Annotated in this window: 16 protein-coding genes; all 16 read left to right on the forward strand. The window is 32.4% G+C overall.

Annotation, left to right across the window (positions count from 1 at the left end):
* Positions 1-5 precede the first annotated feature (5 nt).
* The 16 genes from BXY80_RS01065 (at position 6) to BXY80_RS01140 (ending at position 15,770) form a co-directional block, all read left to right on the forward strand.
* Positions 6-509, forward strand: a complete 504-nt coding sequence (locus BXY80_RS01065; RefSeq protein WP_120199369.1) for a c-type cytochrome — start codon at positions 6-8, stop codon at positions 507-509.
* A 7-nt stretch (positions 510-516) separates the two neighbouring features.
* Entirely contained in the window at positions 517-1,092 is a 576-nt protein-coding gene (locus BXY80_RS01070) for a fasciclin domain-containing protein (RefSeq protein WP_120199370.1), read from the forward strand.
* A 26-nt stretch (positions 1,093-1,118) separates the two neighbouring features.
* Entirely contained in the window at positions 1,119-3,089 is a 1,971-nt protein-coding gene (nosZ, locus tag BXY80_RS01075) for a Sec-dependent nitrous-oxide reductase (protein ID WP_120199371.1), read from the forward strand.
* 112 nt (positions 3,090-3,201) lie between these two features.
* The gene (locus BXY80_RS01080) at positions 3,202-3,798 is read left to right on the forward strand and encodes a hypothetical protein (protein ID WP_162843254.1); all 597 of its coding nucleotides are present in this window, start codon (positions 3,202-3,204) and stop codon (positions 3,796-3,798) included.
* Between the two features lie 80 nt (positions 3,799-3,878).
* Complete coding sequence (locus BXY80_RS01085) at positions 3,879-4,316, forward strand: nitrous oxide reductase accessory protein NosL (RefSeq protein WP_120199372.1); 438 nt, start codon at positions 3,879-3,881, stop codon at positions 4,314-4,316.
* Positions 4,317-4,320: 4 nt separating this feature from the next.
* Positions 4,321-5,556 (forward strand): nitrous oxide reductase family maturation protein NosD, encoded by a 1,236-nt coding sequence (locus tag BXY80_RS01090; RefSeq protein ID WP_120199373.1) that lies wholly within the window; start codon positions 4,321-4,323, stop codon positions 5,554-5,556.
* Positions 5,550-6,257 carry an ABC transporter ATP-binding protein gene (locus BXY80_RS01095; protein WP_120199374.1) on the forward strand — a complete coding sequence of 236 codons (708 nt, stop codon included), beginning with the start codon at positions 5,550-5,552 and terminating at the stop codon, positions 6,255-6,257. Before BXY80_RS01090 ends, BXY80_RS01095 begins: the two co-directional genes overlap by 7 nt.
* Positions 6,250-7,032 (forward strand): ABC transporter permease, encoded by a 783-nt coding sequence (locus BXY80_RS01100; RefSeq protein WP_120199375.1) that lies wholly within the window; start codon positions 6,250-6,252, stop codon positions 7,030-7,032. Before BXY80_RS01095 ends, BXY80_RS01100 begins: the two co-directional genes overlap by 8 nt.
* Before the next feature lie 31 nt (positions 7,033-7,063).
* Complete coding sequence (locus BXY80_RS01105) at positions 7,064-7,492, forward strand: hypothetical protein (RefSeq protein ID WP_120199376.1); 429 nt, start codon at positions 7,064-7,066, stop codon at positions 7,490-7,492.
* Positions 7,493-7,536: 44 nt separating this feature from the next.
* Positions 7,537-7,932 carry a hypothetical protein gene (locus BXY80_RS01110; protein WP_120199377.1) on the forward strand — a complete coding sequence of 132 codons (396 nt, stop codon included), beginning with the start codon at positions 7,537-7,539 and terminating at the stop codon, positions 7,930-7,932.
* A 106-nt stretch (positions 7,933-8,038) separates the two neighbouring features.
* Positions 8,039-8,884 carry a hypothetical protein gene (locus BXY80_RS01115; RefSeq protein WP_120199378.1) on the forward strand — a complete coding sequence of 282 codons (846 nt, stop codon included), beginning with the start codon at positions 8,039-8,041 and terminating at the stop codon, positions 8,882-8,884.
* A gap of 151 nt (positions 8,885-9,035) precedes the next feature.
* On the forward strand, positions 9,036-11,036 hold the full coding sequence (locus BXY80_RS01120) for a TonB-dependent receptor domain-containing protein (RefSeq protein WP_120199379.1): 2,001 nt from the start codon (positions 9,036-9,038) through the stop codon (positions 11,034-11,036).
* Between the two features lie 151 nt (positions 11,037-11,187).
* Entirely contained in the window at positions 11,188-11,622 is a 435-nt protein-coding gene (locus BXY80_RS01125; protein ID WP_120199380.1) for a c-type cytochrome, read from the forward strand.
* Between the two features lie 10 nt (positions 11,623-11,632).
* Positions 11,633-12,973 carry a cbb3-type cytochrome c oxidase subunit I gene (locus BXY80_RS01130; RefSeq protein WP_120199381.1) on the forward strand — a complete coding sequence of 447 codons (1,341 nt, stop codon included), beginning with the start codon at positions 11,633-11,635 and terminating at the stop codon, positions 12,971-12,973.
* 168 nt (positions 12,974-13,141) lie between these two features.
* Entirely contained in the window at positions 13,142-13,915 is a 774-nt protein-coding gene (locus BXY80_RS01135; protein ID WP_120199382.1) for a CbbQ/NirQ/NorQ/GpvN family protein, read from the forward strand.
* Positions 13,916-13,994: 79 nt separating this feature from the next.
* Complete coding sequence (locus BXY80_RS01140; RefSeq protein WP_120199383.1) at positions 13,995-15,770, forward strand: nitric oxide reductase activation protein NorD; 1,776 nt, start codon at positions 13,995-13,997, stop codon at positions 15,768-15,770.
* Positions 15,771-15,772 lie beyond the last annotated feature (2 nt).

Raw genomic sequence — 15,772 nt, forward strand, 5'->3', positions numbered from 1 at the left:
TAAACATGAAGACAACACTAAAATTAATGACCATTTTATTTACACTACTTATAATGAGTTGTGGCGGTAAAGAAGAAAAGAAAGACGAAAAATTCTCTTACAAAAAGAAAACAACAACTGAAAAAACAACAACTAAAAAAGCCGAAAAAGTTTTAGCCTCAAAAAAAGTAGATTTAAACAATAAAGGTATAGGTCCAATAAAATCTATCACTTTAGATGCAACAATAGACCAAAAAATGGCTACACATGGAGACGAAGTCTTTAAAAAAATGTGTACAGCTTGCCATAGACCAAACAAAAAATTTATAGGTCCTGCTCCAAAAGACATTTTAAGTAGACGTTCTCCAGAATGGGTAATGAACATGATTTTAAACCCTGATGAAATGACTCAAAAAGACCCTTTAGCAAAGGCTTTACTAATAGAGTTTAACGGTTCGCCAATGGCAAATCAAGGATTGTCTGAGGAAGATGCCAGAGCCGTTTTAGAATATTTCAGAACAATTAAATAATACTAATATGAAAACAGCCAAAACACTCGTTTTAGTTTTTGCACTAGTAGCTTTCGTATACTCGTGCAAAAATGAAAACAAAGAAGCCTCAACCAATGCAACAGTTACCAAAACTGATAATGAGCCTGCTAAAAAAACGGGCCAAGCTTTTATTAAAGACGATGCAAGTACAACTGTTTTAAGCATAGCTATTGGCTCAAAAGACCACTCTACTCTTGTTGCTGCGGTTCAAGCTGCAGAGCTTGAAAATGCATTAGTAAATGCTGGACCTTTAATGGTATTTGCACCAACAAACGAAGCTTTTGCAGCGTTGCCAGAAGGAACCGTTGATAATTTACTGAAACCAGAAAACAAAGAGGCACTGGCAAATATTTTAAAATACCATGTAACACCTGGTAATTACTCAAAAGATTTTTTAAAGAAGTTTAAAAAGCTTGGGCAAGCTAATAACCAATATGTAAAAGTAGAGGTTATAAATGGAGAACCTATGATTGGAGGCGCAAAAATATTAGGAAGCGTTAAAGCTGGTAATGGCATTGTACACGTCATAGATAAAGTATTATTACCATCAACTGAAGAATAAAAAACACTAATCTAATTTAAGAACATATGAGAAATTTATTAAAATTAACAGTTGCACTTGTATTCGTATTTGGTATCTATACAAGTTGTAACAATACAAAATCATCAGATAGTAAGTCTGGTGCCTTAGCTAGTAATATTGCAGAGAAAGTTTATGTTGCTCCTGGAGAACATGACGAGTTTTATGCCTTTATCTCTGGAGGTTACAGTGGTAATTTAACCGTTTATGGTTTGCCATCTGGAAGAATGTTTAAAGAGATTCCTGTATTCTCACAATTCCCAACATCTGGATATGGTTACTCAGAAGAAACGAAACCCATGTTAAACACGTCTCACGGGTTTGTGCCTTGGGGAGATTCTCACCATCCAGATATTTCTCAAACCAATGGCGAGATTGATGGACGTTTCATTTTTATTAATGAAAATAATACACCAAGAATAGCAAAAATTGATTTAAAAACATTTGAAACAACCGAAATTATTGAAGTACCAAATAGTGCAGGTAACCACAGTTCGTCGTTTGTAACAGAAAACACAGAATATGTTGTTGCTGGTACACGTTTTTCTGTTCCAGTACCTCAAAGAGATATGCCTATTAGTGAATATAAAGGGAACTTTCAAGGTGCTTTATCTTTTATTTCTGTAGAGCCTGAACATGGTCATATGGATATCAAATTTCAAGTGCTAATGCCAGGTTTTAACTATGATTTAGCGCATCCTGGACGTGGAGCTTCTCATGGTTGGTTTTTCTTTTCAACCTATAATTCGGAAGAAGCAAGTACATTGTTAGAAGTAAATGCATCACAAAATGATAAAGATTTTATCGCTGCCATTAACTGGAAGAAAATTGAAGAATATGTTAATAATGGAGGCGGAAAAATGATGCCAGCAAATTATGCACATAACGTTTATGATGAAGCAACGCATACTGCCACCTCTACTATGAAAAAAGAAGTGCGCGTTGTAAATCCATCAGAAGTGCCAGGAGCAGTATTTTTACTACCAACACCTAAATCACCTCATGGTTGTGATGTAGATCCTTCAGGTGAGTATATTATTGGTAATGGAAAGTTATCGGCTAATTTAACTGTGCATTCATTTACTAAAATGTTAGATGCTATTAAAAACGAAAAGTTTGATGGCGATGCATATGGGATTCCTATTCTTAAGTTTGAAGATGTTTTAGCAGGCTCAGTAGAGCAACCAGGTTTAGGGCCTTTACATACAGAGTTTGACGATAAAGGAAATGCCTATACAACATTCTTTATATCTTCTGAAGTTGTAAAATGGAAGCTTGGCACTTGGGAAGTTTTAGATAGACAACCTACATACTATTCTGTAGGTCACTTAACAATTCCTGGAGGAAACTCTAGAAAACCACAAGGAAAATACATGTTTGCAATGAACAAAATCACAAAAGATCGTTATTTACCAACTGGTCCAGAACTAGAACACTCTGCTCAACTCTATGATATTTCTGGAGATAAAATGGAATTATTATTAGACTTCCCAACACATGGCGAACCACATTATGCAGCTGCAATGCGTGCTGACCTCATTAAAGAACGTTCTCAAAAAATATATAATCTAGAAGACAACAAACACCCTTATGCTGCTTTCGCTGATGCTGATACTAAAGTAGTAAGAAAAGGAAACGAAGTACATATATATATGACAACGATTAGAAGTCACTTCTCGCCAGATAATATTGAAGGCATTAAAGTTGGCGATAAAGTATATTTCCACGTTACAAATTTAGAACAAGATTTCGATGTACCGCATGGATTTGCAGTACTAGGACAAAACACGTCTGAGTTATTAATTATGCCTGGACAAACCAAAACCTCTATTTGGGAGCCTACTAAAGTTGGTGTATGGCCATTCTATTGTACAGATTTCTGTTCTGCTTTGCACCAAGAAATGCAAGGTTACATTAGAGTATCTGCAGCACATGCTAACACACCATTAAAATGGTCGATGGGTGAAGACATTGAATAAACAAATTAGGAAAATTTTGTTTTAGTGTTTATTTTCCTATCAAAGGCGAGAGTTGTCTTTTCGCTCTCGCCTTTCTTTTTAAAACACTATATAAATCACTAAATATTTCAAGATGAAAAAGTCAAATATCATCATGTTACTTGCAGCAATTCTGCCATTGGGATTATTCTTATTTCCATTATGGAAAATCACCTTAGAAGCACCTCAATATCCAACACCTTTAGGCATGTATATTCACATTAATGACTTTTCTGATGCAAATCCGCATGACATCAAAAATATCAACTTAATGAATCATTACGTTGGTATGCAGTACATACCAGAAGCCATTCCCGAGTTTAAGATATTTCCGTTAGGTATAATTATTACTAGTGTTATAGGGTTACTTATAGCTTTTAAAGGAAACTACAAGTGGTTTTTGGGATGGTTTGTTTTAATGATTGTTTTGAGTGCTGCAGGCATGTATGATTTCTATTTATGGGAGCACGATTATGGTCATAACCTAGACCCTAAAGCCATTATGAAGTTTACCAATCCAGATGGTACGCAAATGGGGTTTCAACCACCTCTTTTTGGAAGTAAAGATATCTTAAATTTTAGAGCACATTCTTATCCACAATTAGGCTCTTTGTTTTTAACGCTAGGTATTGCTTTTGGATTTATAGCTTATTTGGTAGGAAAGAAAAACTATAAAAAATTCCCATCCTAAATCCTTCCCAAAAGGAAAGGCTTTTTTAAAGTTCTCTTTCCTTTAAAAAAGGGTTAGAGATAGGATAAAACACTAAAAAAATGCAAACACTAAAACACTATTCAATTTATGCATTACTACTGTTGTTTTTCAATTGTAATGTATCACCCAAAGCCATAGACTATGGTAATGATGGTTGCCACTTTTGTAAAATGACTATTGTAGACAAAGTTCATGCAGCAGAAATTGTTACTCAAAAAGGCAAGGTTTATACTTTTGATGCTACCGAGTGCATGATTAATTTCATGGATGAATTTGACACTTCAGAAATTGCATTGTATTTATCTAATGATTATACAGAACCTGAAGCATTAATTAATGCCACTAAAGCTACCTTTTTAATTAGCGAAAACATCCCAAGCCCAATGGGAGCGTTTTTGTCTGCTTTTAAAACTAATGAGGAAGCAAAAAAAGTTCAAACTGAAAAAGGGGGAACACTTTATACATGGAATGAACTACTAGCGCATTTTAAAGACTAGTAAAATGAAAACCTTAATTATTATTTTTTCGGTCATTTTAATGACTAGTTATACACATGCTTCACAAATTGAAGTTTGTAACACATGCCCAATCTCAACATTAAAAGAAGCCATAGCTCAGGCTAAAGATTTTGATACGGTTTTTGTTAAAAAAGGAACTTATAAAGAATATGATATATTGGTAAATAAACCACTTACTATTATTGGTGAAAATTATCCAGTTATTGATGGCGAATTAAAAGGTGAAGTTATTACTATCACTTCAGATAATGTTACAATAGATGGCTTGTTTATTATAAATGTTGGCACTAGTTATACTGAAGATTATGCTGCCATTCGTGTAAAGAAAAGCAAGCATTTTGTTATCCAGAATGTAGTTTTAGAAAAACTATTCTTTGGTATTTACCTTGAAAAATCTAGTTATGGCAAAGTATATCATAACAAAATAATTGGTGATGCAGTTGAAGAGTATAACTCAGGAAATGGCATACAGCTTTGGTATAGCAACCATATAGAAATTGAACATAATTATGTTGAGCACGTTCGCGATGGGATTTATTTAGAATTTTCAGACGACTGTATAATCAAAAACAATATAAGCGCAGAGAATCTTCGCTATGGTTTACATTTTATGTTCTCTAACGATGATATTTATCAAGACAATACTTTCGAAAATAATGGTGCTGGTGTTGCAGTTATGTTCTCCAAAAAAATTAAGATGCTCAACAATACATTTAAAGAAAATTGGGGAACAGCATCTTACGGCATGCTTTTAAAAGAAATTAATGATGCCGAAATTATTGGCAATACCTTTGAAGAAAACACAATTGGAATTAACATTGAAGGCTCAAACAGAATGGTCTATAAAAACAATAATTTTATCAATAATGGTTGGGCAATAAAAGTGCGAGGTGCTTGTTATACAAACCTGTTTATAGAAAATAATTTTCTGTATAATTCCTTTGACATATCATACAATAGTAAAGTAAATGATAATGTGTTTGACAGAAATTATTGGAGTAATTACACAGGTTATGATTTAGATAAAGATGGCGTTGGCGATGTACCATACAGACCTGTAAAGCTGTTTTCATACATAGTAAATCGCACACCAGAAACCATTATTTTATTACGTAGTTTATTTATAGATATTATAGATTTTTCTGAAAAAGTATCGCCTGTATTCACACCAGATAATTTGCTAGACAATAACCCTTTAATTAAAAAAGTACAATGGTAAGCATTCAAAATTTACATAAAAAATTTGGCAAAAATCAAGTGTTAAGTGGTTTGGATTTAACCATAAGCGAAGGTGGTATTTTTGCTGTACTTGGGCCTAATGGTTCAGGAAAAACAACCTTGATTAAGGCTATATTAGGTATGGTAATACCAAACAAAGGCGAGATTTCTGTACTTGGAGAAAACATAAAAAAGAGCTCAAATTACAGGCATCAAATAGATTACTTACCACAGATAGCAAATTTCCCAAGTAATTTAAAAGTTAGAGAACTAATCAAAATGATTAAGGATTTACGCCAAAATACTGATGAAGATAAACGTTTGATTGAACTATTTAAATTAGAACCTTTTCTAGATAAAAAACTAGGCAATCTTTCTGGAGGAACAAAACAAAAAGTGAACATTGTATTAACCTTTATGTTTAATAGTCCGCTCATTATTTTAGACGAACCAACAACTGGTTTGGATCCAATCTCCTTGATACGCTTAAAAGATTTAATCCAAACCGAAAAAGCCAAAGGAAAAACCATTTTAATAACATCGCACATCATGAGTTTTGTTGAAGAAGTGTCGGACGAGATTGTGTTTTTATTAGAAGGCAAAATTTACTTTAAAGGCTCAATTTCAGAATTAAAAACCAAGACCAATCAGCCAGATTTTGAGCATGCTATTGCGTCTATATTAACAGATAATCATGCTTAAAATATTAAAATATAGTTTTTTCGATTTAATGCGTAGTCGTTGGAGTTATGTCTACTTTGCATTCTATTTATTATTAGGGATTGTACTCTTATTTTTAAATAACGATTTATCAAAAGCGGTCATTACCTTAATGAATGTCATCATAGTATTAGTGCCTTTAATAGGAACCATTTTTGGTGTGATGTATTATTATAATTCCAAAGAATTTACAGAACTTTTGTTAGCACAACCTTTAAAGCGTTCATCCATATTTTTAGGGCAATATTTAGGCGTTGCCTTATCGCTTTCTATGAGCTTAATTTTAGGACTTGGTATTCCGTTTGTCTTTTATGGTTTGTTTAAAAGTACTGCCATTTGGGATTTCTCATTACTACTTATAACAGGAACATTTTTAACCCTCATATTCACAGCATTGGCTTTTAACATTGCCTTATCTAACGAAAATAAAATTAAAGGCTTCGGCTATGCTATTTTATTGTGGCTATTTTTGGCTATTATTTATGATGGTATTTTCTTGATGACTTTAATTCTATTTGAAGATTATCCGTTAGATAAATTATCTCTGGTTGGAACCATGTTAAACCCAATAGATTTATCACGTACACTTATTCTTTTAAAACTAGATATTTCTGCTTTATTAGGTTATACAGGAGCAGTTTTTAAACAGTTTTTTGGAACCAATTTTGGGCTCATTGTATCATTTATAATGTTAACCGTTTGGGTGATTTTGCCAGTTTTGCGTATTGTATTTAAATCGATGAAGAAAGATTTTTAAGTCAAAAATTGGCATTAAAATATTTATAAAAATGAAAACAAAAGCAATAGCCTTAACACTCATTTTAATTACAACATTAAGTTGTAAAAATGAAACTACAGATGAAGATATTTCGATAGCTCATAATTTAGAGTTAAAACTAAATCACGGTAAAAAATGGATTGCGAATATAGAAACACATGAAGGCATTATAAAAATGGATTCTATAATTTCAAGATTTAAAATAGATAATGAAAACGATTATAAAGTCTTAGGAAATCAACTTACAAAACAAACAAGCTATGTTATTAAACATTGCAGTATGCAAGGCGAATCACATGACCAACTACATGTAGTATTGATTCCTATGCTTGATGAAATATCAATTTTAAAAGAAGAAAACAATGAAGAATTAGTTAAATTTGCATTTGAAAATTTAGAACAGTTAATTAGTGCCTATTTCAAGTTCTTTAAAGTATGACATTAATCATATTTTAAAGCTGAAATTAGGCTTAATTTTACACCATGATAACAGTAATAATAAAGAAAATAATAGCATTTATATTAGTGTTTATATTATTAGCACAAAATATAAACACACTTGTTATTATTGGAGATTTTGTTGTTAATCAAGATATTATTGCAAAAACGTTGTGTATTCAAAAAGAAGAACAAAAAGGATGTAATGGTAAATGTCAGTTAAGAAAAGAATTGGCTCAAAGTTCAACCAAATCAAATTCTGATGCGCCTGTTCAAGAGCGTGAACGATTAGTTCTTGATATATTTTGTGTTACATCAATCAACACCGTTAAAAATCAATTTATCACGTCTCATTTAAAAAGACAAAAAACTACAATTCAAACTCCAAAAATTTCTAGTTTGTATCTAGAAATAGATACGCCTCCACCAAATTTTATTTAGTTTTTTCAGTATATAAAATCATTTAGATTTTAACTTATTTCTTGCTTAAATCCTTAAGCGAGCAAGAAGTATACACTCACATTTTATAATATAAAAAACTAATATAATGAACCTTAAATATATAATTCCAATTCTATTCATCACGTTATTTTTAACATCATGTAGTAACGATGATGACGAAGCTTTAATTACAAATGAAGTTGAAGGACTTCTTCAAATTCAAGAAATTACAAATAGCACACACACCATTGAATTGTTTAGCAAAAGTGGAATGTTTACAACGGGCTACAATACAATAAGTATGAGACTTAAAGATAATGAAACTGACAGTTATATTGAAAACGCATCATTATCTTGGATGCCAATGATGCAAATGCCAAACATGCAACATTCTTGTCCAAAATCATCGATTACAAAAGCTATAGGAAAAGACACCGTTTATAAAGGCTTTATCATATATCAAATGACCAATACAGACGGAACAGGTTGGACGCTAAACCTTCAATATTCTATCGATGACATAGATTACACAGCTTCTTCTTCAATTATTGTAAACCAGAGCGACTCACAAAACGTGACAAGCTTTATGGGAAGCGACCAATCGCGTTATGTAGTAGCACTTATCGAACCTAACAATCCAATTATTGGTATTAATGATTTAATTGTAGGCATTTATAAAATGGAAACTATGGTGGCTTTCCCAGAGGTTACAAATTATACTATTGCATTAGACCCTAGAATGCCAGGAATGGGAAATCATAGCTCGCCTAACAATACAGATTTAAGTTATAATGCGGCTGATCATTTATATCATGCCAATTTATCATTAACAATGTCTGGATATTGGGTTCTTAATTTAAAACTAATGAATGACCAAGATGAAGTTCTTAAAGGTGAAGATGTTACTGAAAACAACGACCAAAGTTCCTTCTACCTAGAATTAGAATTCTAAAACTTCTAATTATACAGACACATTGATGCCATGTATTAATGTGTCTGTTAAAACAAACACTAATGAAACATTCATAACTAAATTTTCGATACACAGAAAATGATTAAATGAATGTTACATATGACCGATAAAAGACATTAATTGTAAACAGATGAAAAAGCTCATAACATTTTGTATTAGCTTACTTTTTAGCGGATTCACTTTTGCTCAAGAAAAAGAACAGGCTACTATAAAAGACACCACAAAACTAAAAGAAGTTATTGTTTTAAGCAGACGAAAATTAAGCAATCATCGTCAGCAAAAAACATTATCAAGCATTGATGATTATTTAGAAAAATCTAATAAAATCACTATGATTAAGCGTGGCAATTATGCTTGGGAACCATCTATAAACAACATGAATAGCGAACGCTTAAATGTTACCATTGATGGCATGCAAATATTTGGTGCTTGCACAGATAAGATGGACCCAATCACGTCTTATGTAGATGTGTCTAACTTAGAAAAAGTAAGTATTGGCTCAGGACAAGCAGGAACAGAAAATGGTCATTGTGTTGGTGGCGGTATTGATTTACAATTACCTACAAGTAAATTTCATGAATCTGGATTAAAAACAAGTGTCGATTTAGGTTATGAAACCAATGGTAATTATCGAACTGCTGGTTTAGATTTAGAGTACTCAGGAAACAGATTTTATATAAGTACAGATGGTGTTTTTAGAAAATCTGATAATTATGATGCTGGCAGACATAACGAAGTTATGTATTCTCAATTTCAAAAGTATAATATCTCTTTACAAACAGGATATAAACTATCAGAAAACAATACTATTGATGCCAATATTATTTATGACAGAGCAACAGATGTAGGCTATCCTGCCTTACCAATGGATGTCTCTTTAGCCAAAGCTTTAATCACTTCAATAAGTCACAACTACAGTAATGATTCAACGTTTATAAAATCTTTAGAGTCTAAAATTTACCTCAATACTATTACTCATTTTATGGATGATTCTAAGCGTCCAGATGTACCAATACGTATGGATATGCCTGGCTGGAGTGATACTTATGGGTTTTATAGTAAAGCTACAACTAGCTTTAATAAGCATAAATTAGCCTTAAACCTTAATGGGTATTATAACCGCTCATTAGCAGAAATGACGATGTTTCCTAACAATCCAAATCAACCAGATATGTTTATGCTTACTTGGCCAGATGTAAGAACTTTGTATTCTGGAATCTTTGCCAAAGATGCATATGCTTTAAGTAAAAATGAAACAATTACAACATCATTACGTTTGGGCTATCAACATAATAAAGTTGCTTCTGATATTGGTTTAGAAAGCTTAAAGATTTTTTATCCAGAAATCAATACTACTAAAAACCATTTTTTAACGAGTCTGTCTTCAGATTACACCTTAAAAAAACAATCTTATAATGTGTCTTTTGGTATAGGTTATGGTGAAAGAGCACCTTCTGTTAGTGAAGCTTATGGATTTTTCTTGTTTAACAGTTTTGATAATTATGATTATATAGGAAACCCAAACCTAAAGCAAGAAAAAGCCATTGAGTTTAACGCTAAAGCAAATTATAACACAAATACATTTCATATCGGATTAGAAACATCCTATTTTCATATTATGAACTATATTATTGGTGATATTGATGCTACAATAAATTCAATGACAATTGGAGCCAATGGTGTTAGAGTATACAAAACCTTATCAAATGCTACAATTTTTGATGCATATTTAAATACTTCATATAAGTTTAGCAAATCATTTTCAGTGAATGGAACTATTGGTTATAATTACGGAAAAGGCAGCAACGATAAAAACTTACCTTTAATAAAACCCTTTTCTTATATAGCAGAATTAAGTTATAGTAAAAAGAAATTTAATACAGCATTGCAATTTGAAGGCAACGGCAACCAAAGTCAATACAGTAACTTTTATGGTGAAGATGAAACAGCTGCCTATGGTCTTTTAAATCTAAATTTTGGTAATGTATTCTATAAAAACAAGAACAAATTTATTCTAAAATATGGTGTTGAGAATTTGCTAGATGAAACATATTCAACCTATGCAAATTGGAATAATATCCCAAGACAAGGGCGCAATTTTTATGCTAATATTTCTATGATTCTCTATTAAAACATAAGCCACAAACTAATACGCTACTTGTTTATTTTAGAACTGACAATTATCATGTTTTAAGACAGTTTTAACACTTAATTTTGAACATGTTCTTAAAGAGGATGTTTTTGTCTTTTTTAAGACATAATACTAATCAAAATTAAATAATATGTTATCAAAAAAACAAGCACGTGCTTTTTTTCTTGGAGGAACAGTAGTCACTTTTCTAATATTTATTGGGCTAACAATTTTCTCCTTTAGTAAAGCGAATGACCAATCAAATGAAGAAGGAATTACTGAAGCTGTAGTACGCGGAAAGCAAATTTGGGAAGACAATAACTGCATGGGATGTCATACAATTATGGGAGAAGGCGCTTATTACGCTCCAGAACTTACAAAAGTAATAGAACGAAGAGGTATAGGTTACATTAAAGCCGTTTTAATGACTCCAGTAGACTGGGTGCCTAACGGAAGGAAAATGGTGGCTTATGGTTTTTCTGAAGAAGAAGCTGCAGACTTAATTGCCTTTTTTGACTGGATAGATGATATAGACTTAAATGGATTTGACACTGTAGTTTCACCATTAGCTAAAGACAAAAACTAAACTAAAAATTATGAAATATAAATCACAAAAAGTTGCCTATTGGTTTTTTGCCCTATCCATGTTATTATTCGGATTACAAATAGTGTATGGTTTTATAATGGGGTTTGCACATGCTGGAATGGATGGATTACATAGCTTTATTCCGTTTAATACTGCCAGAGCTGTTCATACAAACTTATTAGTTGTTTGGTTATTATCAGGTTTTATGGGAGCAGCTTATTACATTATCCCAGAAGAAGCCCAACGTGAATTAGTAAGTGTAAAACTCGCTTATGCTCAATTAATAAGTTTAGCTGTAGTAGGTGTAGTTGCTATTGTTGGTTACCATTTTAATTATTGGGAAGGACGTAAATTTTTAGAAATTCCAAGACCATTAGATTATTTAGTTGTTGTAAACGTACTCCTATTTTTAGGACTGATATTAGCAACCTTATTTAAAGGAAAAAGAAGAACCACAACAGCGTTGGTGCTTTCAATGGGATTACTATTTGCAGCCCTTTTATACTTACCAGGGATGCTTCCTTTTGATAGTCAAGTAAAAGACTCATTCTTTAGATGGTGGGTTGTACATCTATGGGTAGAAGGTGTTTGGGAATTAATAATGGGTGGTATTTTATCATTCCTATTAATAAAACTTACTGGTGTTGATAGAGAAGTTATTGAAAAATGGCTGTATGTGATTGTTGGATTAACATTCCTATCTGGAGTATTAGGTACAGGCCACCACTACTATTATATTGGTGTTAACAAAATTTGGCTAATTGTAGGTGGAATATTCTCTGCATTAGAACCATTAGCTTTCTTGGCTATGGCTCTATTCGCTGTAAATATGTACAGAAAAGGAGAAAAGAAACACCCAAACACTTTAGCTTTGTATTGGACGCTTGGCGCTGCAATAGTGTCCTTTATCGGCGCTGGCTTATTAGGATTTGCTCACACATTACCACAAACAAATTTATACACACACGGAACCTTAGTTACTGCAATGCATGGTCACCTTGCATTTTGGGGTGCGTATGCTATGATTGTTTTAGCTATTATTAGTTACAGTTTGCCAAATATGACGGGAAGAAAACTATATCAAAGCACACGAGGTAGAGCAGCCTTTTGGCTGTCTAATATTGGCATGATTGGTATGACGGTTGCCTTTGGTGTAGCCGGAGTAGCTCAAGTATATTTAGAACGAAAAATGAAGATGGAATTTATGGAAGTACAAAAAGAAATTGAAATCCATTTTATTGTCCTTATCATTTGTGCAACACTATTTATGACAGGTATTATTCTATACTTCGTTGATTTTTACAAACATGGTAAACCTAATGATGAAGCATTAGAAATAGTTACAAATTAACAACTAAACTATGCCAGAGTTGAGATCTGTATAAAATCAACTCTGGTTTTTTTTGAAGCTATTTCCTGCTTTCGGCAGTCGCTCTCTCCCAATAACTATCGTGAGAGGAGCTCCAACAAATGCCTCTATCAGGACTAAACATATTTGCTAACACATAGCATAACGAAAATGAACACACCATATTACCAACCTATTCATAAAGAAATAGATGTTTTTGAACACACCTACAAATGTAAAATTCCATTTTTACTAAAAGGTCCAACAGGAACTGGAAAGTCTCGGTTTATCGAGTTTATGGCACACAAATTAGAAACCAAACTCATTACCATTTCTTGTCATGAAGAAACATCATCTACAGATTTAATTGGGCGATTTATTATAAAAGGAGCCGAAACCGTTTGGTTAGATGGTCCATTAACTACAGCTGTAAAAGAAGGTCATATTTTATATTTAGATGAAATTGCTGAAGCTAGGCCAGACGTTATTGTAGCTATACATTCTTTAACAGACCACAGACGCGAATTATTTATTGATAAACTAGGCAAAACCATAAAAGCACACAAAGATTTTATGCTAGTTGCCTCATTTAATCCAGGTTATCAACGCGGATTTAAAGAGCTAAAACCTTCAACGAGACAACGTTTTGTAGCTATTTCTTTTGATTATCCTGAAGCAAAAATTGAAACTCAAATTGTAGTTTCAGAAACAGGTATTGAAAAAGACACTGCCAAAAAGCTAGTAAATATTGCTACTAAAATTAGAAACCTAACAGAACTTGGTTTAACAGAAACGGTTTCAACACGATTATTGGTAGATGCTGCGCAATTAATTCATGTTGGTTTACCTAAACGATTAGCCGTACATGTTGCGGTAATTGAACCATTAACTGACGATTTAGAAGTTATACAAGCACTAAAAGATTTAAGCGATTTAATGATATAAAACAGTTGGCAGTCTCAGTTCTCAGCCCTAGAAAACACGGTATACTGAGACTGAGAACTGCAACTGAACACTGAAAACTATGTTTGAGTTCGAGCCAGACGAATATATATTTACCAAGTTTGCTTTCTTTTTTAAAAAACGTAGAATAGCTAAGCAAGCAGAGCTTCAACATGCTATTAATTTAAATGACATAAAGCCTAGGCTATCCATTTTTGCACGCGCTATTACTGGCGAGTCTATAGAAATTTTTGAAGCTGAACGCGAAGGTGGTTATAGAAATAATAATTTTTTCTTACCAAGCAAGTTTTACGATTTTCAATCGGAAGAAGAAAACCTCTCGTTTTATTTATTTAGAGTGTTGTATTTATCTATTCAAAAGAGCCTGGATTTAAACTGGAATGATAATCAAGAGCATGAGACTTTAGAATCTCAACAAAAAGCAGAAGATACCTCAACAATTGTTTTAAAATCTTTATTTAAACAATTCCCAATTACAGAAAAATACCATCAACAATTTTTAAGCTTTTACGAAAACAAATCCACTAAAAAAAACCCAGCAGACTATTCATTTATTTATGGAAAATGGATGCGTAACGACATCAAAGATAATTTAGTTGAACCGCTAGAAAACTTTACAGACCAAGTAAAAAAAGCAAATAAAGAGCAACCAAAAACCATTATAAAATCTAAAGCTGTTGAGGAAATTATATCGGTTCAAATAGACCAACAACAAATGCAAGATGCTGTACTACAACATCAGTTTGAAAAGGTTGAAACTGCCGAAGAGTTTGGTGGAAACTTTAAAGATATGGATGGTGATGACGATCTAGACGACCATTCTAATGCGCTAGACGAAGTTAACATAAAACATACCGTTCGAGTAGATGATACTGCGCACTCCGTTTATCATACTGATTTTATTGAAAACACGACCATAGCCGAAAGTTCAGAAAGCGAAAGCAATAGTCATTTTATAACTTACGATGAATGGAATTATGTAGACCGCAATTATAAAGAAGGCTTTTGCAAAGTGTATCCTAAAACACAATTAGCATCAGATGGTTCATACTACAAAAAAACACTTAACGATAACCGTTCTACTTTAGTTGGTTTACGTAAAATGCTAACTACAGTTAATAATAAATACCAGCAACAACGTAGACAATCTCAAGGTGAAGAATTAGATGTTGATGCAATTACAGATTTATTTGTAGATGTAAAATCTGGACATACACCTTCAGAAAAAATATATCTTTCAAAACGTAAAAAAGAAAAAGATTTATCCATTCTACTATTACTAGACATTAGTTTATCTAGTGATGGTTATGCAGCTGGAAATAGAGTTATAGATGTCGAAAAACAAGTCTCTATTCTTTTTGGCGAAATTTTAAATGAATTTAATATTGATTTTTCAATCAATTGTTTTTATTCAAAAACTAGAAATCATTCTAGTTATTTAACTATTAAAGGTTTTGATGAAAATTGGGATACAGCAAAATATAAAGTTGGTGGTGTTGAGCCTAATGGTTATACACGTATTGGTACAGCTTTAAGACATTCTGGAGCCTTATTAGATAAACGAGACACCAAAAATAAATGGGTCATTTTATTATCAGACGGCAAACCAAATGATTATGATAAGTACGAAGGAAAATACGGTATTAACGACGTAAAACAAGCTTTACGAGAGTTAAATGAGCGTCAAATAAACTCATATGCGCTAGCTATTGAAGCGCAAGCAAAATACTATTTACCCCAAATGTTTGGGCAAAATCATTATCAAATTCTTACAAATCCTGTAGAGTTATTACAATCGTTAGTAAAACTATACGAAAAAATCAAACATCAAAGTTAAAG

Source organism: Ichthyenterobacterium magnum (assembly GCF_003610635.1).
GTDB lineage: Bacteria > Bacteroidota > Bacteroidia > Flavobacteriales > Flavobacteriaceae > Ichthyenterobacterium > Ichthyenterobacterium magnum.

Coding starts and splice junctions, on each gene's coding strand:
- BXY80_RS01100 (WP_120199375.1), top strand. CDS start 6,250: ATGCTTAAAATATTAAAATATAGTTTTTTCGATTTAATGCGTAGTCGT.
- BXY80_RS01070 (WP_120199370.1), top strand. CDS start 517: ATGAAAACAGCCAAAACACTCGTTTTAGTTTTTGCACTAGTAGCTTTC.
- BXY80_RS01110 (WP_120199377.1), top strand. CDS start 7,537: ATGATAACAGTAATAATAAAGAAAATAATAGCATTTATATTAGTGTTT.
- BXY80_RS01090 (WP_120199373.1), top strand. CDS start 4,321: ATGAAAACCTTAATTATTATTTTTTCGGTCATTTTAATGACTAGTTAT.
- BXY80_RS01085 (WP_120199372.1), top strand. CDS start 3,879: ATGCAAACACTAAAACACTATTCAATTTATGCATTACTACTGTTGTTT.
- BXY80_RS01125 (WP_120199380.1), top strand. CDS start 11,188: ATGTTATCAAAAAAACAAGCACGTGCTTTTTTTCTTGGAGGAACAGTA.
- BXY80_RS01135 (WP_120199382.1), top strand. CDS start 13,142: ATGAACACACCATATTACCAACCTATTCATAAAGAAATAGATGTTTTT.
- BXY80_RS01130 (WP_120199381.1), top strand. CDS start 11,633: ATGAAATATAAATCACAAAAAGTTGCCTATTGGTTTTTTGCCCTATCC.
- BXY80_RS01095 (WP_120199374.1), top strand. CDS start 5,550: ATGGTAAGCATTCAAAATTTACATAAAAAATTTGGCAAAAATCAAGTG.
- BXY80_RS01140 (WP_120199383.1), top strand. CDS start 13,995: ATGTTTGAGTTCGAGCCAGACGAATATATATTTACCAAGTTTGCTTTC.
- BXY80_RS01105 (WP_120199376.1), top strand. CDS start 7,064: ATGAAAACAAAAGCAATAGCCTTAACACTCATTTTAATTACAACATTA.
- nosZ (WP_120199371.1), top strand. CDS start 1,119: ATGAGAAATTTATTAAAATTAACAGTTGCACTTGTATTCGTATTTGGT.
- BXY80_RS01065 (WP_120199369.1), top strand. CDS start 6: ATGAAGACAACACTAAAATTAATGACCATTTTATTTACACTACTTATA.
- BXY80_RS01080 (WP_162843254.1), top strand. CDS start 3,202: ATGAAAAAGTCAAATATCATCATGTTACTTGCAGCAATTCTGCCATTG.
- BXY80_RS01115 (WP_120199378.1), top strand. CDS start 8,039: ATGAACCTTAAATATATAATTCCAATTCTATTCATCACGTTATTTTTA.
- BXY80_RS01120 (WP_120199379.1), top strand. CDS start 9,036: ATGAAAAAGCTCATAACATTTTGTATTAGCTTACTTTTTAGCGGATTC.